This window comes from Lyticum sinuosum, from assembly GCF_034471385.1.
Classification (GTDB): Bacteria; Pseudomonadota; Alphaproteobacteria; order Rickettsiales; family Midichloriaceae; genus Lyticum; species Lyticum sinuosum.
Map to the genome: position 1 here is coordinate 1 of NZ_JARGYU010000002.1, position 19,088 is coordinate 19,088.

At 23.6% G+C, this 19,088-nt stretch carries 16 protein-coding genes and 1 tRNA gene; 8 read left to right on the forward strand and 9 right to left on the reverse strand.

Going from position 1 to position 19,088, the window contains the following annotated elements; translation table 11 throughout:
* Window positions 1-254: hypothetical protein (locus Lyticum_RS01915; protein WP_322498650.1), on the reverse strand; the 254-nt coding region annotated here is incomplete at its 3' end.
* A 332-nt stretch (window positions 255-586) separates the two neighbouring features.
* Between Lyticum_RS01915 and Lyticum_RS01920 the strand changes: the two genes are divergently transcribed.
* The gene (locus Lyticum_RS01920) at window positions 587-1,276 is read left to right on the forward strand and encodes a DNA-directed RNA polymerase subunit omega (RefSeq protein WP_322498651.1); all 690 of its coding nucleotides are present in this window, start codon (window positions 587-589) and stop codon (window positions 1,274-1,276) included.
* A gap of 966 nt (window positions 1,277-2,242) precedes the next feature.
* Here the strand turns inward: Lyticum_RS01920 and Lyticum_RS01925 are convergent.
* The 4 genes from Lyticum_RS01925 to Lyticum_RS01940 form a co-directional block, all read right to left on the reverse strand.
* Window positions 2,243-3,370, reverse strand: coding sequence for a polyprenyl synthetase family protein (locus Lyticum_RS01925; RefSeq protein ID WP_322498652.1), 1,128 nt, complete (start codon window positions 3,368-3,370; stop codon window positions 2,243-2,245).
* Between the two features lie 195 nt (window positions 3,371-3,565).
* Window positions 3,566-4,309, reverse strand: coding sequence for a tRNA (guanosine(37)-N1)-methyltransferase TrmD (gene trmD / locus Lyticum_RS01930; RefSeq protein ID WP_322498653.1), 744 nt, complete (start codon window positions 4,307-4,309; stop codon window positions 3,566-3,568).
* 228 nt (window positions 4,310-4,537) lie between these two features.
* Window positions 4,538-4,912 (reverse strand): 30S ribosomal protein S11, encoded by a 375-nt coding sequence (gene rpsK / locus Lyticum_RS01935; RefSeq protein WP_322498654.1) that lies wholly within the window; start codon window positions 4,910-4,912, stop codon window positions 4,538-4,540.
* A 269-nt stretch (window positions 4,913-5,181) separates the two neighbouring features.
* Entirely contained in the window at window positions 5,182-5,592 is a 411-nt protein-coding gene (locus Lyticum_RS01940) for a ribosomal protein uS13 (protein ID WP_322498655.1), read from the reverse strand.
* Between the two features lie 669 nt (window positions 5,593-6,261).
* On the opposite strand from Lyticum_RS01940, the gene atpD reads away from it, so the two are divergent.
* Window positions 6,262-7,794 (forward strand): F0F1 ATP synthase subunit beta, encoded by a 1,533-nt coding sequence (atpD, locus tag Lyticum_RS01945; RefSeq protein ID WP_322498656.1) that lies wholly within the window; start codon window positions 6,262-6,264, stop codon window positions 7,792-7,794.
* A gap of 90 nt (window positions 7,795-7,884) precedes the next feature.
* Window positions 7,885-9,393, forward strand: a complete 1,509-nt coding sequence (gene ftsZ, locus Lyticum_RS01950) for a cell division protein FtsZ (RefSeq protein ID WP_322498657.1) — start codon at window positions 7,885-7,887, stop codon at window positions 9,391-9,393.
* A 442-nt stretch (window positions 9,394-9,835) separates the two neighbouring features.
* Here the strand turns inward: ftsZ and Lyticum_RS01955 are convergent, their stop codons facing one another.
* On the reverse strand, window positions 9,836-10,684 hold the full coding sequence (locus Lyticum_RS01955) for an RMD1 family protein (protein WP_322498658.1): 849 nt from the start codon (window positions 10,682-10,684) through the stop codon (window positions 9,836-9,838).
* 112 nt (window positions 10,685-10,796) lie between these two features.
* Window positions 10,797-10,872: transfer RNA gene (locus Lyticum_RS01960), tRNA-Arg, on the reverse strand.
* Window positions 10,873-11,252: 380 nt separating this feature from the next.
* On the opposite strand from Lyticum_RS01960, the gene Lyticum_RS01965 reads away from it, so the two are divergent.
* The 5 genes from Lyticum_RS01965 to rnc all read left to right on the forward strand — a co-directional run bounded on the left by Lyticum_RS01965 (window position 11,253) and on the right by rnc (window position 16,552).
* The gene (locus tag Lyticum_RS01965; protein ID WP_322498659.1) at window positions 11,253-12,776 is read left to right on the forward strand and encodes an acyl-CoA carboxylase subunit beta; all 1,524 of its coding nucleotides are present in this window, start codon (window positions 11,253-11,255) and stop codon (window positions 12,774-12,776) included.
* A 279-nt stretch (window positions 12,777-13,055) separates the two neighbouring features.
* The gene (locus tag Lyticum_RS01970) at window positions 13,056-13,982 is read left to right on the forward strand and encodes a mechanosensitive ion channel family protein (protein WP_322498660.1); all 927 of its coding nucleotides are present in this window, start codon (window positions 13,056-13,058) and stop codon (window positions 13,980-13,982) included.
* 118 nt (window positions 13,983-14,100) lie between these two features.
* Entirely contained in the window at window positions 14,101-14,901 is an 801-nt protein-coding gene (locus tag Lyticum_RS01975; protein WP_322498661.1) for a hypothetical protein, read from the forward strand.
* A gap of 79 nt (window positions 14,902-14,980) precedes the next feature.
* Window positions 14,981-15,739 carry a signal peptidase I gene (gene lepB, locus Lyticum_RS01980; protein ID WP_322498662.1) on the forward strand — a complete coding sequence of 253 codons (759 nt, stop codon included), beginning with the start codon at window positions 14,981-14,983 and terminating at the stop codon, window positions 15,737-15,739.
* A 123-nt stretch (window positions 15,740-15,862) separates the two neighbouring features.
* Window positions 15,863-16,552 (forward strand): ribonuclease III, encoded by a 690-nt coding sequence (gene rnc / locus Lyticum_RS01985; RefSeq protein ID WP_322498663.1) that lies wholly within the window; start codon window positions 15,863-15,865, stop codon window positions 16,550-16,552.
* An 8-nt stretch (window positions 16,553-16,560) separates the two neighbouring features.
* Here rnc and feoB read toward each other — a convergent pair whose 3' ends face one another.
* Both feoB and Lyticum_RS01995 read right to left on the reverse strand, forming a co-directional pair.
* Window positions 16,561-18,777 (reverse strand): ferrous iron transport protein B, encoded by a 2,217-nt coding sequence (gene feoB / locus Lyticum_RS01990; RefSeq protein WP_322498664.1) that lies wholly within the window; start codon window positions 18,775-18,777, stop codon window positions 16,561-16,563.
* Window positions 18,778-18,793: 16 nt separating this feature from the next.
* Window positions 18,794-19,084, reverse strand: coding sequence for a hypothetical protein (locus tag Lyticum_RS01995; RefSeq protein WP_322498665.1), 291 nt, complete (start codon window positions 19,082-19,084; stop codon window positions 18,794-18,796).
* Window positions 19,085-19,088 lie beyond the last annotated feature (4 nt).

The window sequence follows — 19,088 nt, forward strand, 5'->3', positions numbered from 1 at the left end:
CCACTTTTTCCACTGTTTTTGCCATCACTTTTCGCACTTCCCGATGCCACACCTTTCTCATTCCCTACACTTTTCACACCACTCTTAAAGCCCCGATTTTCCGCCGTTTTCACTTCTGTTACTTTCTCACTTGCTGCTACCTCCGCAACATCTTTCGTGTTCCCCACCTCATTTTGAGTTTCATTTAAATCCCTTAAACCCCCAAAATTCCCTGCAATTCTTTTAATTGCATTAATTAATTTATTATAAAGCATAATTTTATATAGATTTTTATAAATTTTATTTTTTACTTATAAAAATCTTACCACATAAAATCTTTTTTTAAATAAAAAAATAAAACTTTTATATTATAACAATAATTATATTTTTATTTTGATTTTTAAAAAAATATGAATTATAATGCACTATTATCACAATTATATAGAAAAAATCTTGCATCACAATTTTGATAAAATTCTAAATTATCTAGTTGCATAATCAGAAATTATCTGTTAAAATCAAGAAAAGCATTAAAAATTCTAGGTTGCTTGGAATTAAAACTAATCGGATTTGAATTTGTAAATTTTATATTTTGTGCACTGTAAAAATGGTCTCTTCTAACGTTAATCACACTAATTCTGATGATAATTCGATCTATTACTCTGATTCTGTTTATCAAAATCAAGATAATAACGAGCAAAATATAGATGATATTGATCCATTTGAGGAGGTTATAATAGCTTCGTGGAGGACTCGTGCTCTACTAAAAGGAGCCGTCCCACTGATTGATAGAGCAAATTTACATCAAAATTCTGATGCTTCAGATTGGGGCGCATCAAATGCTGTGGTAACAGCAATTGCTGAAATTGAAAATGGACTCATTGATATTAAAGCCGCTAGAAATGAAATAATAAAAACAATTCAAACATATAGAGCTCCTGAATCTATACTAAAAGCCGCAATAAAAGGCTCGGAAAAAAGCGATATTTTTGATGGCAGAAAAAAGAATGATGTTGATAATGATTTATATAGTCTTTTTATGGAGGTATTTGAAGAAGATAGTGATGGAAAAGACAGCGATGTAAAAAAAGATACTAGTTCAAATACTAGCCCAAATACTAGTCCAAATTTAAACACCCCAAGTAAAAATGTCTCTAATAATAGTAATATAACTGCTCAACGTAGCACAACTGCTCAACGTGGCACTGGCAGAAATTATACAAAAAAGGAAAAAGAAAGTTATAATGTCGATATAATGGCTTCATACGTATATCAAGACGAAGAGCAAGAATTTTAAGAAATACTATTGAATTTTTTGTCAACAAAAATACTTTAGCGGCAAATTAATAATACAACAATTGATAATATATATTCTAATTTTTTTAAATTTAGAAAGTAATAGAAAAGAAAAGTAATAGTAAAATTGAGAATCAATTAAATAAATTCTAAAATCTGAAAAAATCAGACGAATAAAAATAAAATATTATTTGCAAGATCTACTTTTTTAGAATTAATGTTCTTCTAAATCTTTTTTTCCTTCCCCTACAGTCTTCTCTTTTTCTTTAATTCCAATAAATCCGACAATAATTTCTTGATTTTTTGGATTTTTTTGGATTTATTTATAATATTTAAAGAATCAATGTATTATTTTATTAAGATCTTTATATAAAAATTTTATATAAAAATAATATTTTATTATTCAAAACAGTAACAAAATTCAATAAAAGTTTTAATAACTAGTATAAATATTCTAAGAATAAATTAAATTAAATATATTAAATAATAAGTTTTATCTCTATATTTTTACAGAATGCTTTAAGTTTTATTGAGATCTTTATATAAAAATTTTATATAAAAAATAGTATTTTATTATTCAAAATAGTAACAAAATTCAATAAAAGTTTTAATAACTAGTATAAATATTCTAAATAATAAATAAAATAGAATAAATTAAATATACTAAATAATAAGTTTTATCTCTATATTTTTACAGAATGCTTTAAATTTTATTGAGATCTTTATATAAAAATTTTATATAAAAAATAATATTTTATTATTCAAAATAGTAACAAAATTCAATAAAAGTTTTAATAACTAGTATAAATATTCTAAATAATAAATAGAATAAAATAAATTAAATATACTAAATATACTAAATAATAAATTTTTATCTTTATATTTTTACAGAATGCTTTAAGTTTTATTGAGATCTTTATATAAAATTTTATATAAAAAATAGTGTTAATTGTATTTAATTATATTTTTAATATTGTTTAAAATACTTTATAATATTATCAAGATCTTCTAACATAAAACGCAAAATTTTTGATTTCTCTATAATTTCTGGGGAAAAATCTACTATAGATTTTTTCAAGCAAAGAAATATATTATATGTATCTTCGTATTGTTTTTTTAGATTTTTCTCAATATCTTTGTCATTAAAATCATCATCTTTAGGATAATTATCTATATAATCATCTAACATTTGTAATAATATACCAAGTTTTTTACCTAAATTTAGTATTAAATTGACAATTTTTTCTAATTTAGATAATTTCAATATATAGTTATTATTATTTCTATTATTTTTTTTATTAATAATTAATTGATTGTTTAATATACCACTTTTATAATAATCATTGAGTATTTTATATATATAATTAAAAAATTTACTTTTACTAGATCCTATTAAAATTCCTGCTGACATAGAAAATGTAAATAATGCACATGTTTTAGCTAAATGTATATAATATTGATGTCTTGATACAGAAAATACCATATTTTTCTTAAAAAATAATAAGTCCATATTCTGCCCACCAATCATTCCTAATATTCCGCTATTGTAGGTTAACATTTTAGTTAAAAAACTATACAAATATTGACTATTTTTAGTATTTTTATTAGTTATTTCGTACAATACTTCAAGTGATAATGTCAGAAGAGAATTACCAGTTAAAAGAGCTATATCTTCTCCATATTTAGCATGACATGTTAATTTACCTCTACGATATATATCATTATCTATACATGGTAAATCGTCATGAATTAAAGAATAATTATGAATTAATTCAATAGATGTTCCACATATTAACATTTCATTAATAAGTGTTAAATTATATATTTTTTGAGAATAAAAATAATCATAATTAGTATAATTTTTGTTTTTTTCACAAAAAAAACATATTTCATAAAAAATAGAACTAATTATAAATATTAATAATGGACGTAAATGTTTTGCATTTTTGTTTAAAACAGTATATCTCATAGCATCTATAAGATTTACAGTATGTAATCCCGATTGAATAGATTTACTCTCAAGATTGTTAAATAAATCTCTTATATATAAAATTAATTTATCAGAATAAAAAGTTGATAACTGAGATAATTCCATAAATACGTATTTTTGAGAAAATTTTAATAAATATTATTATTTAATAATAGTAAAAAAAATAATATATATTCAATATATTACTAAAATAAATTTTTAATTTACCAATTTTTTAATTAAAAACATTTTTTTATATATTTATATATATATCTATTACAGATTTTTTAATTAAAAACATTTTCTATATATTTATATTCATTATTTTTTACTATAAATTTTCCATAAATCTGGTCTTCTTTGTTGTGTTATTTTTTCAGCTTGTGATAATCTCCATTTTTTTATTTTATCATGATTACCTGAAACAAGAATATTAGGAACAGTTCTTTCACGCCATTTAAATGGCGCAGTATAATGTGGATATTCAAGCAAGGATTCGTATTTGGTATTAACACAAAGACTTTCTTCTTCTAAAAGAAGACTTTCACTTCCTTTTCTCTTAGATATCACACCAGGAAGACGACGAACGCATGCATCTATTAAAACATATGCTGCTATATCCCCAGTAGAAAGAACATAATCACCAATACTTATTTCATCAATAAAAAATTCTTCAAAAATTCTTTGATCTATACCTTCAAAACGACCACAAATAATTTGTATTCCTGAAAATTTACTTAATTCATCAGCCAGTTTTTGAGTTAGAAGTCTTCCACGAGGAGATAAATAAATAATGGGAAAATTTTGATTATTACACAAAAATTCTTTTTCTATTGCATTTGCTACAACATCTGCTTTTAATATCATCCCACCACCACCACCATAGGACATATCATCAACCCTTTTTGTATTGTCATTAGTGTAATCTCTAATGTTCTTAGATGATAGAGTCCATATACCATTTGTCAGAGCTCTTCCTATTATAGAATAAGATAGAGGACCAGGAAAGAGCTCAGGAAACATGCTTAAAATACGCACTTCCCATGGTAAAAATGATGTATTCAAATTGCTTGCATATTTATTTAATTTATTTTTCTAAAAAATTAGAATATTCAAAATATATTTTAAATTATACAAGTTATACCAATTATTATAAACATTACAATTATAGAATCTATATTAAGTTATTAATTTTAAGTTTATATAGTTCATATAAAATAAATATAATACTCTTATTTAAGATTATCAATTTATTTTAAATCTTTTAATTAGGATATTGTTTATAATTCTAATTTAAACTTTACGTTTTTTGCGAGGCTTAGATCCATTGTATGGAACTCCGGTAATATCAGTAATAGTTGTTACTTCGATATGCTCAAATACAGTTCTAACTGCAGATTCTCTACCTGGGCCTGGACCTGATATTATAATTTCTGCTGTTTTTAATCCATTTGAAACTGCCTGAGAAACTGCGCTATCTGCTGCAAGCTTAGCAGCATATGGTGTACTTTTTTTAGATCCGTTATAAAATTTTCCTGCTGTTACAGTATTAAATACATTACCATCTTTGTCTGTGACTGTAACATATGTATTATTTAGTGTTGCTTTAATATATATTTTGCCTACAGAAGGACAAGACTTTGATTTTGTAGTTTTCTGATTTCTCATGATTAATTAAGTTTTTATCTTATTGTTAAGAATTATAGTTTTTTTTGTATTTATTATAGGTAATATATAGGTAATAATATCTTAAAAATTGTCAATATAAAACAACATAATAATATACTGTGCATGAAAGCCACCAGTGATATGTTCTATATTTTGAAAAAAATAAATAGATATTCCATATATTTTAGTAATTATTATTTTTTTACGAAAGTAATTTATACAATCTATAATAAATCTATAATATATGTATCTTTCTATTAATTTATTTTTTATTTAGCAACTTTCTTTTTACCAGCAATAGGAACAGCTTTACCTTTTCTTGTTCTTGCATTATTTCTAGTATTTTGACCACGAACAGGTAACTTGTTAGAATGACGTATACCTCTATAACATCTTATAGATTTTAGGGTCTGAATTTTTTTTTGAACATATCTTACCAAATCACCTTCTATAAGAAGATGACGAGAACTTTCTTTATTCTCAGAAGAGCACATTTGATCTATAACAGATTTTATCTTAAAAATCTCATTCTCAGTCAAGTTAAAAACTCTTGATTCTAGATTAATATTTGCTTTAATACATATTTGTTTTGCTGTATATTCTCCTATACCTTTTATATATGTGAGAGCTATTTTAATCTTTTTATTAGTTGGAAGTGTTATTCCTGCTATACGGGCCATTTAAAATTAAAAATTAATATTTAATATTACACAAAAAAGTACATGATTATGATACCATTTTTTTTTGTATCGTCAATTTTTTTATGTATAAATTCTACATACAGATATTTTACATATAAAAAATCTTCATGTAAAAAATTCTGATATACAAATTTGTATATGATAGATTATTGTTATATTTAATTAAAAATATCATTTTTTATAAATTTTTTATAAAAAAAAATGAACTGAGGCTTCTTCAATAAAAATTTTATATTTATAAGTATTCATTAATAGGGTAAAAAATATTTAAATCAATTAAAAAATTACCAATAAAAATAAAATATAATATAAATATAATATATTTATCATATTAATTATTTTATTTTTTATATTAGAAAATATGATTTTTTTATGATATTAAATGAATTATTGTTACAAAAAAATATTCTGAATTAAATAAACAATAAATGATAATTAGTATATTTATATAAATAAAAATTTAAAATACTTTATGGAAAATAACTGATTACTAACTAAATAGTATAGATTTTTTTAATTAAGTTATTAAAAAATTATAAAAAAATAGTTGTATAAAGATGCAACTTCTAATAAAGATTATATGATATAAATAGACGGTTAAAAATCTTATTAAAGAGATTAATAAAATTGAAAATAAATATAAATAATATGAAAAAAAATAAAAAAGAAGACGGAATAAAACCAAATACTACTTATATTGATAAAAATAGTTTTATCAATGAAATCCAAGATAATGATAAAGAATCTCGTTATTTAGTTTTAAATAATCTCTCGCAATTACCACATATTGTACAAGTTATAGGAGCAGTAGTCGATGTGTTATTTCCAGATGGGAATATGCCAGTAATATCGCATGCTCTTACGTGTAAAGTTGAAAATAGAACATTATATCTAGAAGTTGTACAGCATATAGGTGATAATATAGTTAGAACAATTGCTATAGGTGATGTTAGTGGTTTAACACGAAATTTACAAGTTATAGATACTAAAAGTCCAATAATGATGCCTGTTGGAAAACCAACACTTGGAAGAATATTAAATGTCATAGGAGAACCAATAGATGGAAAAGGAGATATAAAAAGTAATGAGTATGCTCCTATATATGCAAATCCACCATCTTTTTGTGAGCAATCAACAGATAGTGAGGTATTAGTTACTGGAATAAAGGCAATAGATTTAATTGCTCCATATGCAAAAGGTGGTAAAATTGGATTATTTGGTGGTGCTGGTGTAGGAAAAACAGTTATAATTATGGAATTAATAAATAATATAGCTAAAGCTCATGGTGGAGTTTCTGTTTTTGCTGGTGTAGGTGAAAGAATAAGAGAAGGGAATGATTTATATCATGAAATGATTCAATCTGGAGTTATAGATATTAATAATTTAGAAAATTCTCGTGTAACATTAGTTTATGGACAAATGAATGAAACACCTGGAGTTAGAAAAACAGTACCATTATCTGCACTTGCAATTGCCGAACATTTTAGAGATCAAATGCAAGATGTTCTTTTGTTTATAGATAATATATTTCGTTTTACACAAGCTGGAGCAGAAGTATCAGCTCTTTTAGGAAGAATCCCATCTGCTGTTGGGTATCAGCCAACATTAGCAACTGACATGGGAAATATTCAAGAAAGAATTGCGTCAACAAAAAAGGGTTCAATAACTTCTGTACAAGCTATTTTTGTTCCAGCAGATGATTTAACAGATCCTGCACCTGCTAATGCCTTTGCTCATTTAGATGCTACAACTGTTTTAAGCAGAGATTTAGCAGCTTTAGGTATATATCCTGCTGTAGATCCATTAGATAGCTCATCTCAAATATTAGATGTAAAGATTGTAGGCCACGAACATTATAGAGTTGCTCGAGAAGTAAGAAGAATTCTTCAAAGCTATAAATCCTTACAAGATATTATTGCAATTTTAGGGATGGAAGAGCTTTCTCCAAAAGATAAAATAACTGTTAATAGAGCTCGGAAAATTCAACGTTTTTTATCACAACCTTTGAGTGCTGCTGAAGTATTTACTGGAACTCCTGGAAAATTTCTTAGTATAGAAGAAACAGTTCGAGGTTTTGGTGGGTTAGTTGATGGGAAATATGATCATATTCCAGAAACAGCATTTTATATGGTAGGATCAATAGATGAAGCTTTGGAGAAAGCAGATCTAATAAAAATATAAATAATTATAATTATTTTTTATTCTTAATAATATTATAATTTATAAAAAACATATAAAAAAATATAAAAAATTTAAAATATTTCATGAAATATGAATGAAAATAATATAAAAAGAGATACAGCTGCTTCCTCTAGATCTCCAAAAATTATGGTTGCTGGGATAGGAGGAGCAGGATGTAATACAATTAATAATATGATCAATGAACTCAGTAGTAGTAATGTTTATAATAATGACATTCAGAATGTTGATAGAGATCTTATTTTTGTTGCTATGAATACTGATTTTCAAGCATTAAAGCATTCATTATCAGAAATAAAACTGAGTTTAGGAGTAGGATCGACAAAAGGATTAGGTGCTGGTTCTAATCCTGAAGTTGGACGTACTGCAGCAGAAGAATCAATAGAAGAAATATCACGTTTATTCGATGGTGTAGATATGCTTTTTATAGCTGCTGGTATGGGTGGTGGGACAGGTACGGGAGCTGCACCAATTATTGCACAAGTAGCTAAAGAAATGGGCATATTAACTGTTGGAGTTGTAACAAAACCATTTAAGTTTGAGGGAATAAGGAGAATGCTAATAGCTGAAGCAGGATTAAGCGAAATGGAAAGACATGTTGATACATTAATTGTTATACCAAATCAAAATTTATTTAGAACTGCTGGGAAAGATACAACTTTTGAAAAAGCATTTAAAATGGTTGATGGAGTTCTTCATACTGGTATACTTGCTATAATAGATTTGATTCGTGTTCCAGGTATTATTAATCTTGATTTTGCTGATATAGAAAGTATCATGCGTAGAATGGGAAGAGCTATGATGGGTACTGGAGAAGCAGAAGGTGAAAATCGTGCTCATATAGCAGCAGAAATAGCAATATCAAATCCTCTGCTTGAAAATTCAACTATTAAAGGTGCAAGAGGTATACTGGTTAGTATATCAGGAGGTGATGATATGACTCTTTTTGAAGTAGATGAAGCAGCTAATAGAATACGAGAAGAAGTTGATCATAATGCGAATATCATATTTGGTTCTGCTTTTAATCCAGAATTAAAAGGAAAAATAAAAGTTTCAGTAGTTGCTACAGGTATTGATCAATTATCAGAAAATCATGAATCAAAAACAACAAATGATATTAATGATGATAATAATGATAATAATTTTAGAGAAACTACTAATAACGATTACAATAATAAAAAAAGCTATATAAATGATGATTCATATCAAAATCAACAAAATAAATTAAATATAGATAATAAAAACATATCACCATCACAAGAACATTCTTCTCATTATCGTAATTATTTAGATGATCAAAATGAGAATTACAATGAAAAATTAAATACAAAAAATGATAACCTTAATAAAGTATCAGTTCCATTATTTGATCACTATACTATGAATACATCAAATCAATATAAGAATGTTGTATCAGATCAAAGCGAAAAAGATAATATGAAAAAAAATAGCCTTATACATCGATTTGGTAGAATAATTTCTAGTGAAAGAAATAAATTAGATGAAGAAGATTATGATGATGAAAATAATAAAAATAATGACTTAAATATTCCTACTTTTATAAGAAAAAAGAATAAATAAAAAAATATTTTTTAGTTAGAATTTTAGTTAGATATTAACTAAATATTAATTAAATATAAAAAGTGATACTAATAAAGTAATAACAAATACTTATAAATCATAAATCAAATAAAGAAGAAGAACTTTATTATTATACTATCTTCTAAAATAGTAAAAGTTCATCTTTAATAATTATTTCCACTATTAGTAGATTTAATTAATCAGATTTTTTACTCAAAATAATATACATAAAAACGCAGAATAATATAATATATTAAGAATATTATTAAAAATATGAATACGTATAAATTTTAATATTTAATGTTAATATATATCAAATAATATACATAAAAACACAGAATAATATAATATATTAAGAATATTATTAAGAATAAAATACGTATAAATATATGAATACGTATAAATTTTAATATAAATAAATGAAAAAATACCAATCTTAAAATTAAAACCAATGCATAATATCTTTTAAAACAGCAAGTATAACTTCTATAAAAATCAAAAGTATAACTATTAACTCTAATCTTAAAGAGTGTGCATGTTGTAATTCTGCTGAAACAATACCATACAATTCATGTATAACATCTAAGCGGTTATTAAGAATTTGGACTCTTTGTTTTAAATCTATGAATTTTAATGACATTTCATAATATGGTTCATATTTTGGTCTTCTCCAAAAAAAATCTGGTGTATCAAAAAATTCTTTATTTAAACTAACTAGATTTCTCTCAGAAAATAATATTCCTATTTTTTTTGCTAAATCCTTTTTAGAAAGAGATATTTTACCACTATTGATAAGAGATTCTGGAATTTGTGTATTTTCTTTTATTGTTTTTTGAACTGATTCTTCAAAAGATCCAAGTTTTACTGATTGTGATAATCCATAAGAAAAAGCAAGAGTGATATATATATCATGTTTTTGTAAGCAAATTTCATCTAACTCATTATCTATAAAAGCAGAATCTATATTGGGATTTACACTATAATTACAACGATCAACTACTAATTTACTGAGGGGTTTATCTAAAAACTCTCTCAGCATATTAACCATTCTTTCTTCATTAAGTCTTTCTAATCCCCAAAAAACAGCACATCCATAACTATAAATAAATATATCTCCTTTAGAAGAATCTTGATTCATACCTACAACTTCTGCATCAAGATGCAAAACATCTCTTCCATAAACACTATGTGCATATCCCTCTTTAGTAAAATGTTCAGAGATTGCTAAAAGATCATAAGAATCTCCAGCACAATAAGATAGGCATTGAAAGTTAGAAGCTAGTTTTTCCATGCATTTTCATCGAAAAATGAGTGCATTATAGCACAGCGTTAACAAAAATTAATACTCATACAAGATGACACAATATCATCATACTTAACATTTATGCAATAAATAATTATAATGGTGCATCTAATAGGATTTGAACCTATGACTTTTACCTTCGGAAAGTAACGCTCTATCCACTGAGCTATAGATGCTATTGTATGCTATTAAATAATAGTATTTGCTAATTATTATATTAATATAGTATTTTGTAAAGAAGTAAAGTATATATTAAGTTAATAAATGTACAAAAAAAACGTTATAAAAATGATTAATTATTAATATTAATTAATTTATATTAATTTTACAAATGTTAATTTTTGATTTTTATTTTTATATAGTTATATATTACTTAATTTATAATAAATTTTTCAGCAGAATTCTTTGTATTTATTAGTAATTGTATATTATTTATTATATATATGTATTAATTTAATATTAATTCACTATATATCAACTATATATTATTTTATCAATTTATTAATAAATAAAATTTTTGATAATATAAAAAATACTAGTTTACGAATATTAATTTATGAAAAATGAAAATTCAATCAATTTATCTAATTCACTAAAATTACAACAAAGAGCTGATCGTCAACATTCTCGTTATAAATTAACAGCTAGCGAAAGAATAGAAATTTTAGTTGATCCAGGATCTTTTATTGAAATTGATTCTTTGGTTGTACATAGATGTAATGAATTCGGATTAAGTGATCAACATTATAAAGGTGATGGAGTAATAGTTGGATATGGAAAAGTTAATAATCGTTTGATAGCTATATGTAGTCAAGATTTTACAATTTTTGGTGGATCATTTGGTGAAATGCATGCTCGTAAAGTTCATAAAATTCAAGATATGGCTTTAAAAGCAAAAATTCCTATTGTTTTTATGAATGATTCTGGTGGTGCAAGAATTCAAGAAGGTGTTGATTCATTAGGTGGATATGGAGAAGCATTTATGCGTAATGTTAAATCATCAGGAGTTATTCCACAAATATCTGTGATTATGGGTCCATGTGCTGGTGGAGCAGTATATTCTCCTGGATTAACAGATTTTATATTTATGGTTAGCGGCACTTCATATATGTATGTAACAGGGCCTGATGTTGTAAAAAATGTAACACATGAAATTGTTAATCATGAAAAATTAGGTGGTTCAAAAGTTCATTCTACTAAAAGTGGAGTTTGTGATGCAGTTTTTGATGATGATATTGAATGTCTTTTACAAATTAGAAGATTAATCAATTTTCTTCCTATGTCTAATTCTAGTCCTGTTCCAGTTTTACCATCTAAAGATTCACCAGACCGTATATCACCCTCTCTCGATAAGATAGTACCAGATGATTCAATAAAACCATATAATATGATGAATATTATTCAGAAATTGGTAGATGAGGATGGTGATTTTTTTGAAATAAAAAAAGACTTTGCACAAAATATAATAACAGGATTCTCAAGAATAGATGGATCAGCAATTGGTATTGTGGCTAATCAACCATTGCATATGGCTGGTTGCATAGATATTAATGCATCAATAAAAGCAGCTCGTTTTATTCGTTTTTGTGATGCTTTTAATATTCCTATACTTACATTAGTAGATGTACCTGGGTTCTTACCTGGAACAAATCAAGAGCATAATGGTATTATTATTGATGGTGCAAAATTGATATTTGCTTATGCAGAAGCAACTGTTCCTAAAGTTACTCTTATTGTGAGAAAAGCTTATGGTGGAGCTTATATTGTTATGGGATCAAAGCATTTAGGTGGTGATATTGTTTTATCTTGGGAAAATGCAGAAATAGCAGTAATGGGGGCTGATGCTGCAGTATCAATTTTATATAAAAATCAATTATCTGCTAAAGATAAATCGACTAAAATATCAGACTATAAACAGAAATTTGCTACTTCAAAAATTGCAGCTTCTCGTGGATTTATAGATGATGTAATACTTCATCCAAGAAATACTAGAAGAGCAATATGTAATGCATTTGAAATATTAAAAAATAAAAAAGATACTAATCAATTTTGGAAAAAACATGACAACTTACCATTATAAACTTATTATTATCATAATATATAAATAAAAATAAAATATATAATAAAATATATAAATTTTTAATTAAAATATAATATATTTAATAAAATTATGTTGTATGATATTATATTAAAATATTTTAATAATAATTTTTGGTCAATATTTAAAACATTAGTATTAATATTTATATTTTTTATTATATTTTTTATTTTTCAACATTTTATTGACAAAAAAAACTACTTTTATATTAAATTTAATAATAAAAAACAATCCTCCATTACAAGTAAACTTGGATATATTTTGTATACAACTTCTAATAAACAATTAAAAAGAGGAGTTTTTATTTCTCTTTTACTATTTTTAGTTTATTTGATAGCAAATCAATATAATATTATAGCTATATCTTTGTGGGGATATAAGTTATTTATTGTAAATATGGTATTAACATTAGCTATTATTATATTAAATATTACACCACAAATTCATTCATTATTAATTAATTCATCAGTATTTTCTGAAGAAAATGTAAGAGTAAAAAAAACAAAAGCTGATATATTAACAAAACTTATTACTATTTTATGTATATCAATATCTGGTGCATTAATTTTGCAAACTATTGGTATTGGTATGGAGCTATTTTTTGCATTAGGTGGTATATTAGGTGTTGCACTGGGATTTGCTGCTAGGGATTTTCTTAGCGGATTTATAGGAACTGCAATTATCTATTGGGATAGACCTTTTATTGTTGGAGATATGATAAAATTTAATATAGATAAAAATACAACTTTAGAAGGAATTGTAGAGAAAATAGATTGGAGATTTACAGTAATCAAACCTAAAACGAAAACTACAATTTTTGTTCCAAATGCTAATTTTATCACATGTATGGTTGAAAATTTATCACTTAATAAAACAAGAACTATTGGTTTTATTGTAGAAGTATATTTAGTTGCAACCCAATTAATAGATAAAATATCTATTGATTTGGAGGAAGAATTTTCTAGATATTTATGGATTAGCAAAGATCATTCTACATCGTTAGATTTTGATTTTGTTTCTGTTAATGAGAATTTTTTTTCTTTTAAAATATTGGTATATATTAATTATGAAATAACCACTAATCTTGGTATTTCTATATATGATGTAAAAAGGATCACATCAAATTCTATAACGAATTATTTAACTATTTATTCGCAAAGATTTAATATTTCTCAAATAAATGTATAATTCTATATAATATTTTTTAATTTATTGTATAATTCGCATAATGTTTATTAAACTTTATAAATTAAAAAAATATTTTAAAATATATAAAAATATTAATAATAATAGTAAAAACAATAATTTGTATTCAAAAAAACAAAATATTTGGTTAGAAAAATCAGATATAAGAAATATAATATACTTGAATACACAAGTAGATAATAATAAGAATATTATAGAAATTGACTCTTCTACATCAATTTTAGAAGATAATTGGTTAAAATCTATTCACACTATAATTGAAGAATTAATACCACATATCTTGATTGATAAACAAAATAAAATAACAAAGAATTCTCTTGATTTAGCATTTTTTAAAATTGGTAAGAATAATCAAGGAAATTTTTACTTTCCTAATGGTATTAGAGATTTTTCTGATACATATATGAAAATTATAACAACATTTTGTATTAATAGAAAAAATTTATTAAAACTTCAAAGTAATAATAAAGGAGTAAGTGATATGATTATAGAAATATTAGAAGAAGTAATAGATGAATTATTTAGTTTGAAATATAACAATGATTTTAATGATATTAAAAATTATTCTATAATAAAAACAAAAATATCATCATCAGTTTGTAAAAATCTTATAACATATAATAATCCATTATATTATTGGAAATTTTCCAGCGAAATATGGTATACAATTAATGATAAGTCAACAGATTTCAATTTTTATACAAAAAGATATTTATTATCTATTATATGGTTTTTAATAATTAGATATATGTCTAAAATAGTAAATATCAATACATCAAATATTTTACAAATTAATAATGAATTAAAAAATTATATGAAAAGAAAAATTAATAATATACTTTATATTCAAAAATTAAAAAGAAAATTTTATAAAAAATTTAGTTATATGAAAAATATCTAAAAAATATCTAGATTAAAATTTTTTAATACTATTTGAAATTAATTACTACTAAATCAACTAAAAATTATATAATATAAAAATGAATCGAGGTATTTTTTTATCTTTAAAAGAATTTGCAATAATCTCTGTTATTGCATTACTTTTGCATATTTTAATTCGTCTTTTTGTAATAGAAATATTTTTTGTTCCAACTGGATCAATGATACCATCTATATTGATTAATGATCATTTAATTGTAACAAAGTATTCTTATGGGTATGGTCGTTATAATTTTGTAAAAAGACTTGATATTGATGAAAGATTTTTAGCATTTAATAATCCTGAGAGAGGTGATGTTGTTATATTTCATAGTGAATTTGATAATGATAAGACATATATAAAAAGAGTTATAGGATTACCAGGTGATAAAATAAAACTTATTAGAGGTGAAATAATAATCAATGGACAAAAATTAAAAAGAGTCATAAATGGGACTTATGAAATGAATATATCAAATAAAAACAATAAAAATAATAAAAATTTCTTAAATATAAATACTATATGTCATAGATATATAGAAGAGTTACCAAATGGAGTAAAATATAATGTTCTTTACCATGAAGATGCAGATCTTAATAGTTTCCCTAATACAACAAAAGAATACATTATACCAGATAATCATTATTTTATGATGGGAGATAACAGAAATTATTCTGTTGATAGTAGATTTGATAGTCATATGGGTATGATACCATCAGCTAATATACAAGGGAAAGCTCGTATTATACTCTATAATAAATCTATCTTATCATCTCTTCAAGAAATGAATGGATTGAGATCTTTAAGAATTAAAGAATAAGAATATATTTATATAAAATATTTAACTATATATTAATAATTTATATTATATAATTTTAAGAAAAATGTATTTTATCTGATATAAACAAATAATATTATAAAATATTGAATTAAAGTAAAATATATGAAATTAGATTTACTAGAAAATAAAATTAATTATAAATTCAATAATAAGTCTCTTTTACGTGGCGCTTTAACTCATCCAAGTTATGATTTATCATTAAAAGGAGCAGAAAAAAGAAGATTTTACCAGAGATTAGAATTTATGGGAGATGCTGTATTAAGCAGTGCTATAGTCGATATGTTGTATCATAGTTATCCTGATTCTAGTGAAGGGGAGCTTGCTCTTTTTCATACAAATTTAGTTAAATCTAGCTCTATAGTAAAAGTAGCACAAAATATTAATTTATTTGAACATATAATTTTTGGAAAAAGTGATCTGAAATATTCAGAAATTAGTTTTCTTGAAAATTCAATGGAATCATTATTAGGGGCTATTTATATAGATGGAGGATATGATTTATTACGTAATAGAGTAATAAAATTATGGAATAATCTTATATTATCATCAGATTTTTTTTCAAAGAAAAGTGCAAAATCAGAATTACAAGAGTATTTACAAAAAAAAGGAATGAGTATTCCTCAATATCAATTATTAAATACAACTGGTACTGATCATAATCCTATATTTACAATAATTGTTATAGGAGGAGGAAAAGAATCTTCTGGCCAAGGAAAAAGTAAGAAAATAGCTGAAGAAAATGCAGCTATTAATCTTTTAAATAAATTTAAAGAAGATAAATCTGCAAGTTAATAACCATATTATATAATAAATATATAATTTATATATTTACATAATGAAGAAATAGAATATGCCAAAAATGTGCTCCATAAACTTGTTATAATTGCTACTTTAAGATTTATTTCTCTTAAAATTGCAAAAAAAACAGAAATACATGGAAAATATAACATAACAAAAACTATGTAAGCAAATGCATTACTATGATTACCAAAAGCTTTCTGAATTTCCTTATTAATATAGAATTGAGAATTTTTATTGCTGATATCTGTAGTAATATCTAAAATCTCAGTCTTATCATTTTTATATAAATCTAAACATTTTTGTTGATTAATTTTATTCAAATTTCCATACATAGCATATAAAACACCTACTACTGTTTCTTTTGCTAAAGTTCCAGCTATTAATCCAACTATTGCTGGCCAATTTTCACATTCTATACCTATATTATTCCAGAAATACACTGGTATTCCATAGCAAAATGATTTCTTTTTTATTTTAACTATTTTATTAATTTTTTTATTTAATTTATTTATTTCATACTTAGATTGATAAGATTGATAATTTATATCTAAAGAATTGTTATTATTTATAGTAATTATGTTATTTTTAATAATAGTTTCATTTTGTGTATTATAACAATTATTTATATTTATATATTTATTATTTTCATCTACTAGGTAATTTACTATTAAATTAATAATAATTGCTGCTGGAAATATAATTTTAGATGCATTAAAAACAAATGATTGTGTACGAAATATAGATTTTTTTATAATCATAAAAATACTTGGAAATGTATAATTTGGAATTTCTTCTATATTATTTTTAACTGTATTTTTAATAAATTTTCTAAATATAATAGCTGTTATTATACTACATAATATTCCTATAAAATATAAACTAATAACAACAATAAAAGAAAATTTAGAAAAAAATGCTCTAGTAAAAAATACTAATACTCCAAGTCTAGCACTACATGTTACAAATGGAATCATAGCTATTACTAAAAATCTTTGCTTATTATCTGTTATAATTCTAGTTCCCATAATAGCAGTAACATTACATCCAAATCCCAGCATTAATGGTATTAATGATTTACCGGGTAGGCCAAATTTTTTCATTAATATATTTGCTCTTAGTGATACACGTGCCATATATCCACTTTCTTCAAAAAAAGAAGTGAAAAAATATATTATAAATAATGGACATATAAATGAAACAACCGTGCTAATTGCAACACCTATTCCATCAGAAATAAAAGAAATTAAATGATTATTAATATAAAATTTACTTATTATTTTAATAGAAGGATATATTAAGAAATTATCAATCATATATTGACAAATATCCTGACCTATTCCGCCGATATATAATGATAAAATTAAAACTAATGATATTGCTAATATAAATATTGGAATTCCAACAAATGATCTTATTAAGAGATTATCAATTATATCACTAATACGTTCTTTATTTGCTTTATGGAATGTAACTGTTTTATCAATTACTTCTACTGCCCACGTAAGTGTATTATTTTCATTAGTAGTCTTGAATATTGAATTTTGTGAATAATTATCAAATGCAGATAAAATATTACAAAAAAATATATATTTAAAAAGAATTGATGATAAACAATTATTAATTGTATTAAATTTATTTTTTATATTTTTATAATGATATATATCTCCATACCAGTATAATTCAGTGATTTTTTTATTATTGCTATATAATATTATTGGGATTTGTATTATTAAACTTAATTTAGCAGTATTTATTACTATACCTCTTCTTTGAGCTAAATCAACTTTATTAATAATAAGAATTAATGGTTTTCCTATTTTTTTTAATTCTTTTGTTAGTATTATACTTTGTCTTAAGTGATCGATATCAGTTACATGAATAATGCAATCAACATCAGAATTAGTAATATAATCAAAAGTAAGTATTTGATCTACACTAATATCATTATTTGCATTAATAAAATTTTTATTAATATAATTTGTTTTTTTATTTGAATTAAATGATTTATTTTTTGTTATTTGCTTAATAAATAAATTTATATTATGAAAACCAGGTAAATCTATATATTTAATATTATTAACTATTTTTTCTTCTGCTGATATTGTAACTCCATGCCAGTTACCTGTTGCTGCTTTAGATGAAGTAATATTGTTAAATATGCTGCTTTTTCCAACATTAACTAGGCCAATTATAGCTACTTTAATAATATTATTCATTATTTATAATTTTTATTCAAAGAATTGCATCACAAACTAATATATTATTAATAAATTCTTTATTTATTACAATTTTTTTAAAATTATTAATAATAACAATTAAAGTTCCATCTTTTCTTACTTGATATATTTCAATTATATCATTTTTCATTATATCTGCGCCAATTATCTGATGTCCTATATCATTATATTCATCAAATAATATATCTACAATAAAAAACATTAAAGCTTTTTTACAATTTTTAATCGCTTCTTCTAAAGTTTGACAGATTTTATTTGAATTATTTAAATATTTATTAATATTCATGTTG

What these genes read in the sequence shown, in the direction of transcription:
- Lyticum_RS01920 (WP_322498651.1), top strand. Translation starts at nt 587, where the DNA reads ATGGTCTCTTCTAACGTTAATCACACTAATTCTGATGATAATTCGATC.
- Lyticum_RS01925 (WP_322498652.1), bottom strand. Translation starts at nt 3,370, where the DNA reads ATGGAATTATCTCAGTTATCAACTTTTTATTCTGATAAATTAATTTTA.
- rpsK (WP_322498654.1), bottom strand. Translation starts at nt 4,912, where the DNA reads ATGAGAAATCAGAAAACTACAAAATCAAAGTCTTGTCCTTCTGTAGGC.
- Lyticum_RS01940 (WP_322498655.1), bottom strand. Translation starts at nt 5,592, where the DNA reads ATGGCCCGTATAGCAGGAATAACACTTCCAACTAATAAAAAGATTAAA.
- atpD (WP_322498656.1), top strand. Translation starts at nt 6,262, where the DNA reads ATGAAAAAAAATAAAAAAGAAGACGGAATAAAACCAAATACTACTTAT.
- ftsZ (WP_322498657.1), top strand. Translation starts at nt 7,885, where the DNA reads ATGAATGAAAATAATATAAAAAGAGATACAGCTGCTTCCTCTAGATCT.
- Lyticum_RS01955 (WP_322498658.1), bottom strand. Translation starts at nt 10,684, where the DNA reads ATGGAAAAACTAGCTTCTAACTTTCAATGCCTATCTTATTGTGCTGGA.
- Lyticum_RS01965 (WP_322498659.1), top strand. Translation starts at nt 11,253, where the DNA reads ATGAAAAATGAAAATTCAATCAATTTATCTAATTCACTAAAATTACAA.
- lepB (WP_322498662.1), top strand. Translation starts at nt 14,981, where the DNA reads ATGAATCGAGGTATTTTTTTATCTTTAAAAGAATTTGCAATAATCTCT.
- rnc (WP_322498663.1), top strand. Translation starts at nt 15,863, where the DNA reads ATGAAATTAGATTTACTAGAAAATAAAATTAATTATAAATTCAATAAT.
- feoB (WP_322498664.1), bottom strand. Translation starts at nt 18,777, where the DNA reads ATGAATAATATTATTAAAGTAGCTATAATTGGCCTAGTTAATGTTGGA.
- Lyticum_RS01995 (WP_322498665.1), bottom strand. Translation starts at nt 19,084, where the DNA reads ATGAATATTAATAAATATTTAAATAATTCAAATAAAATCTGTCAAACT.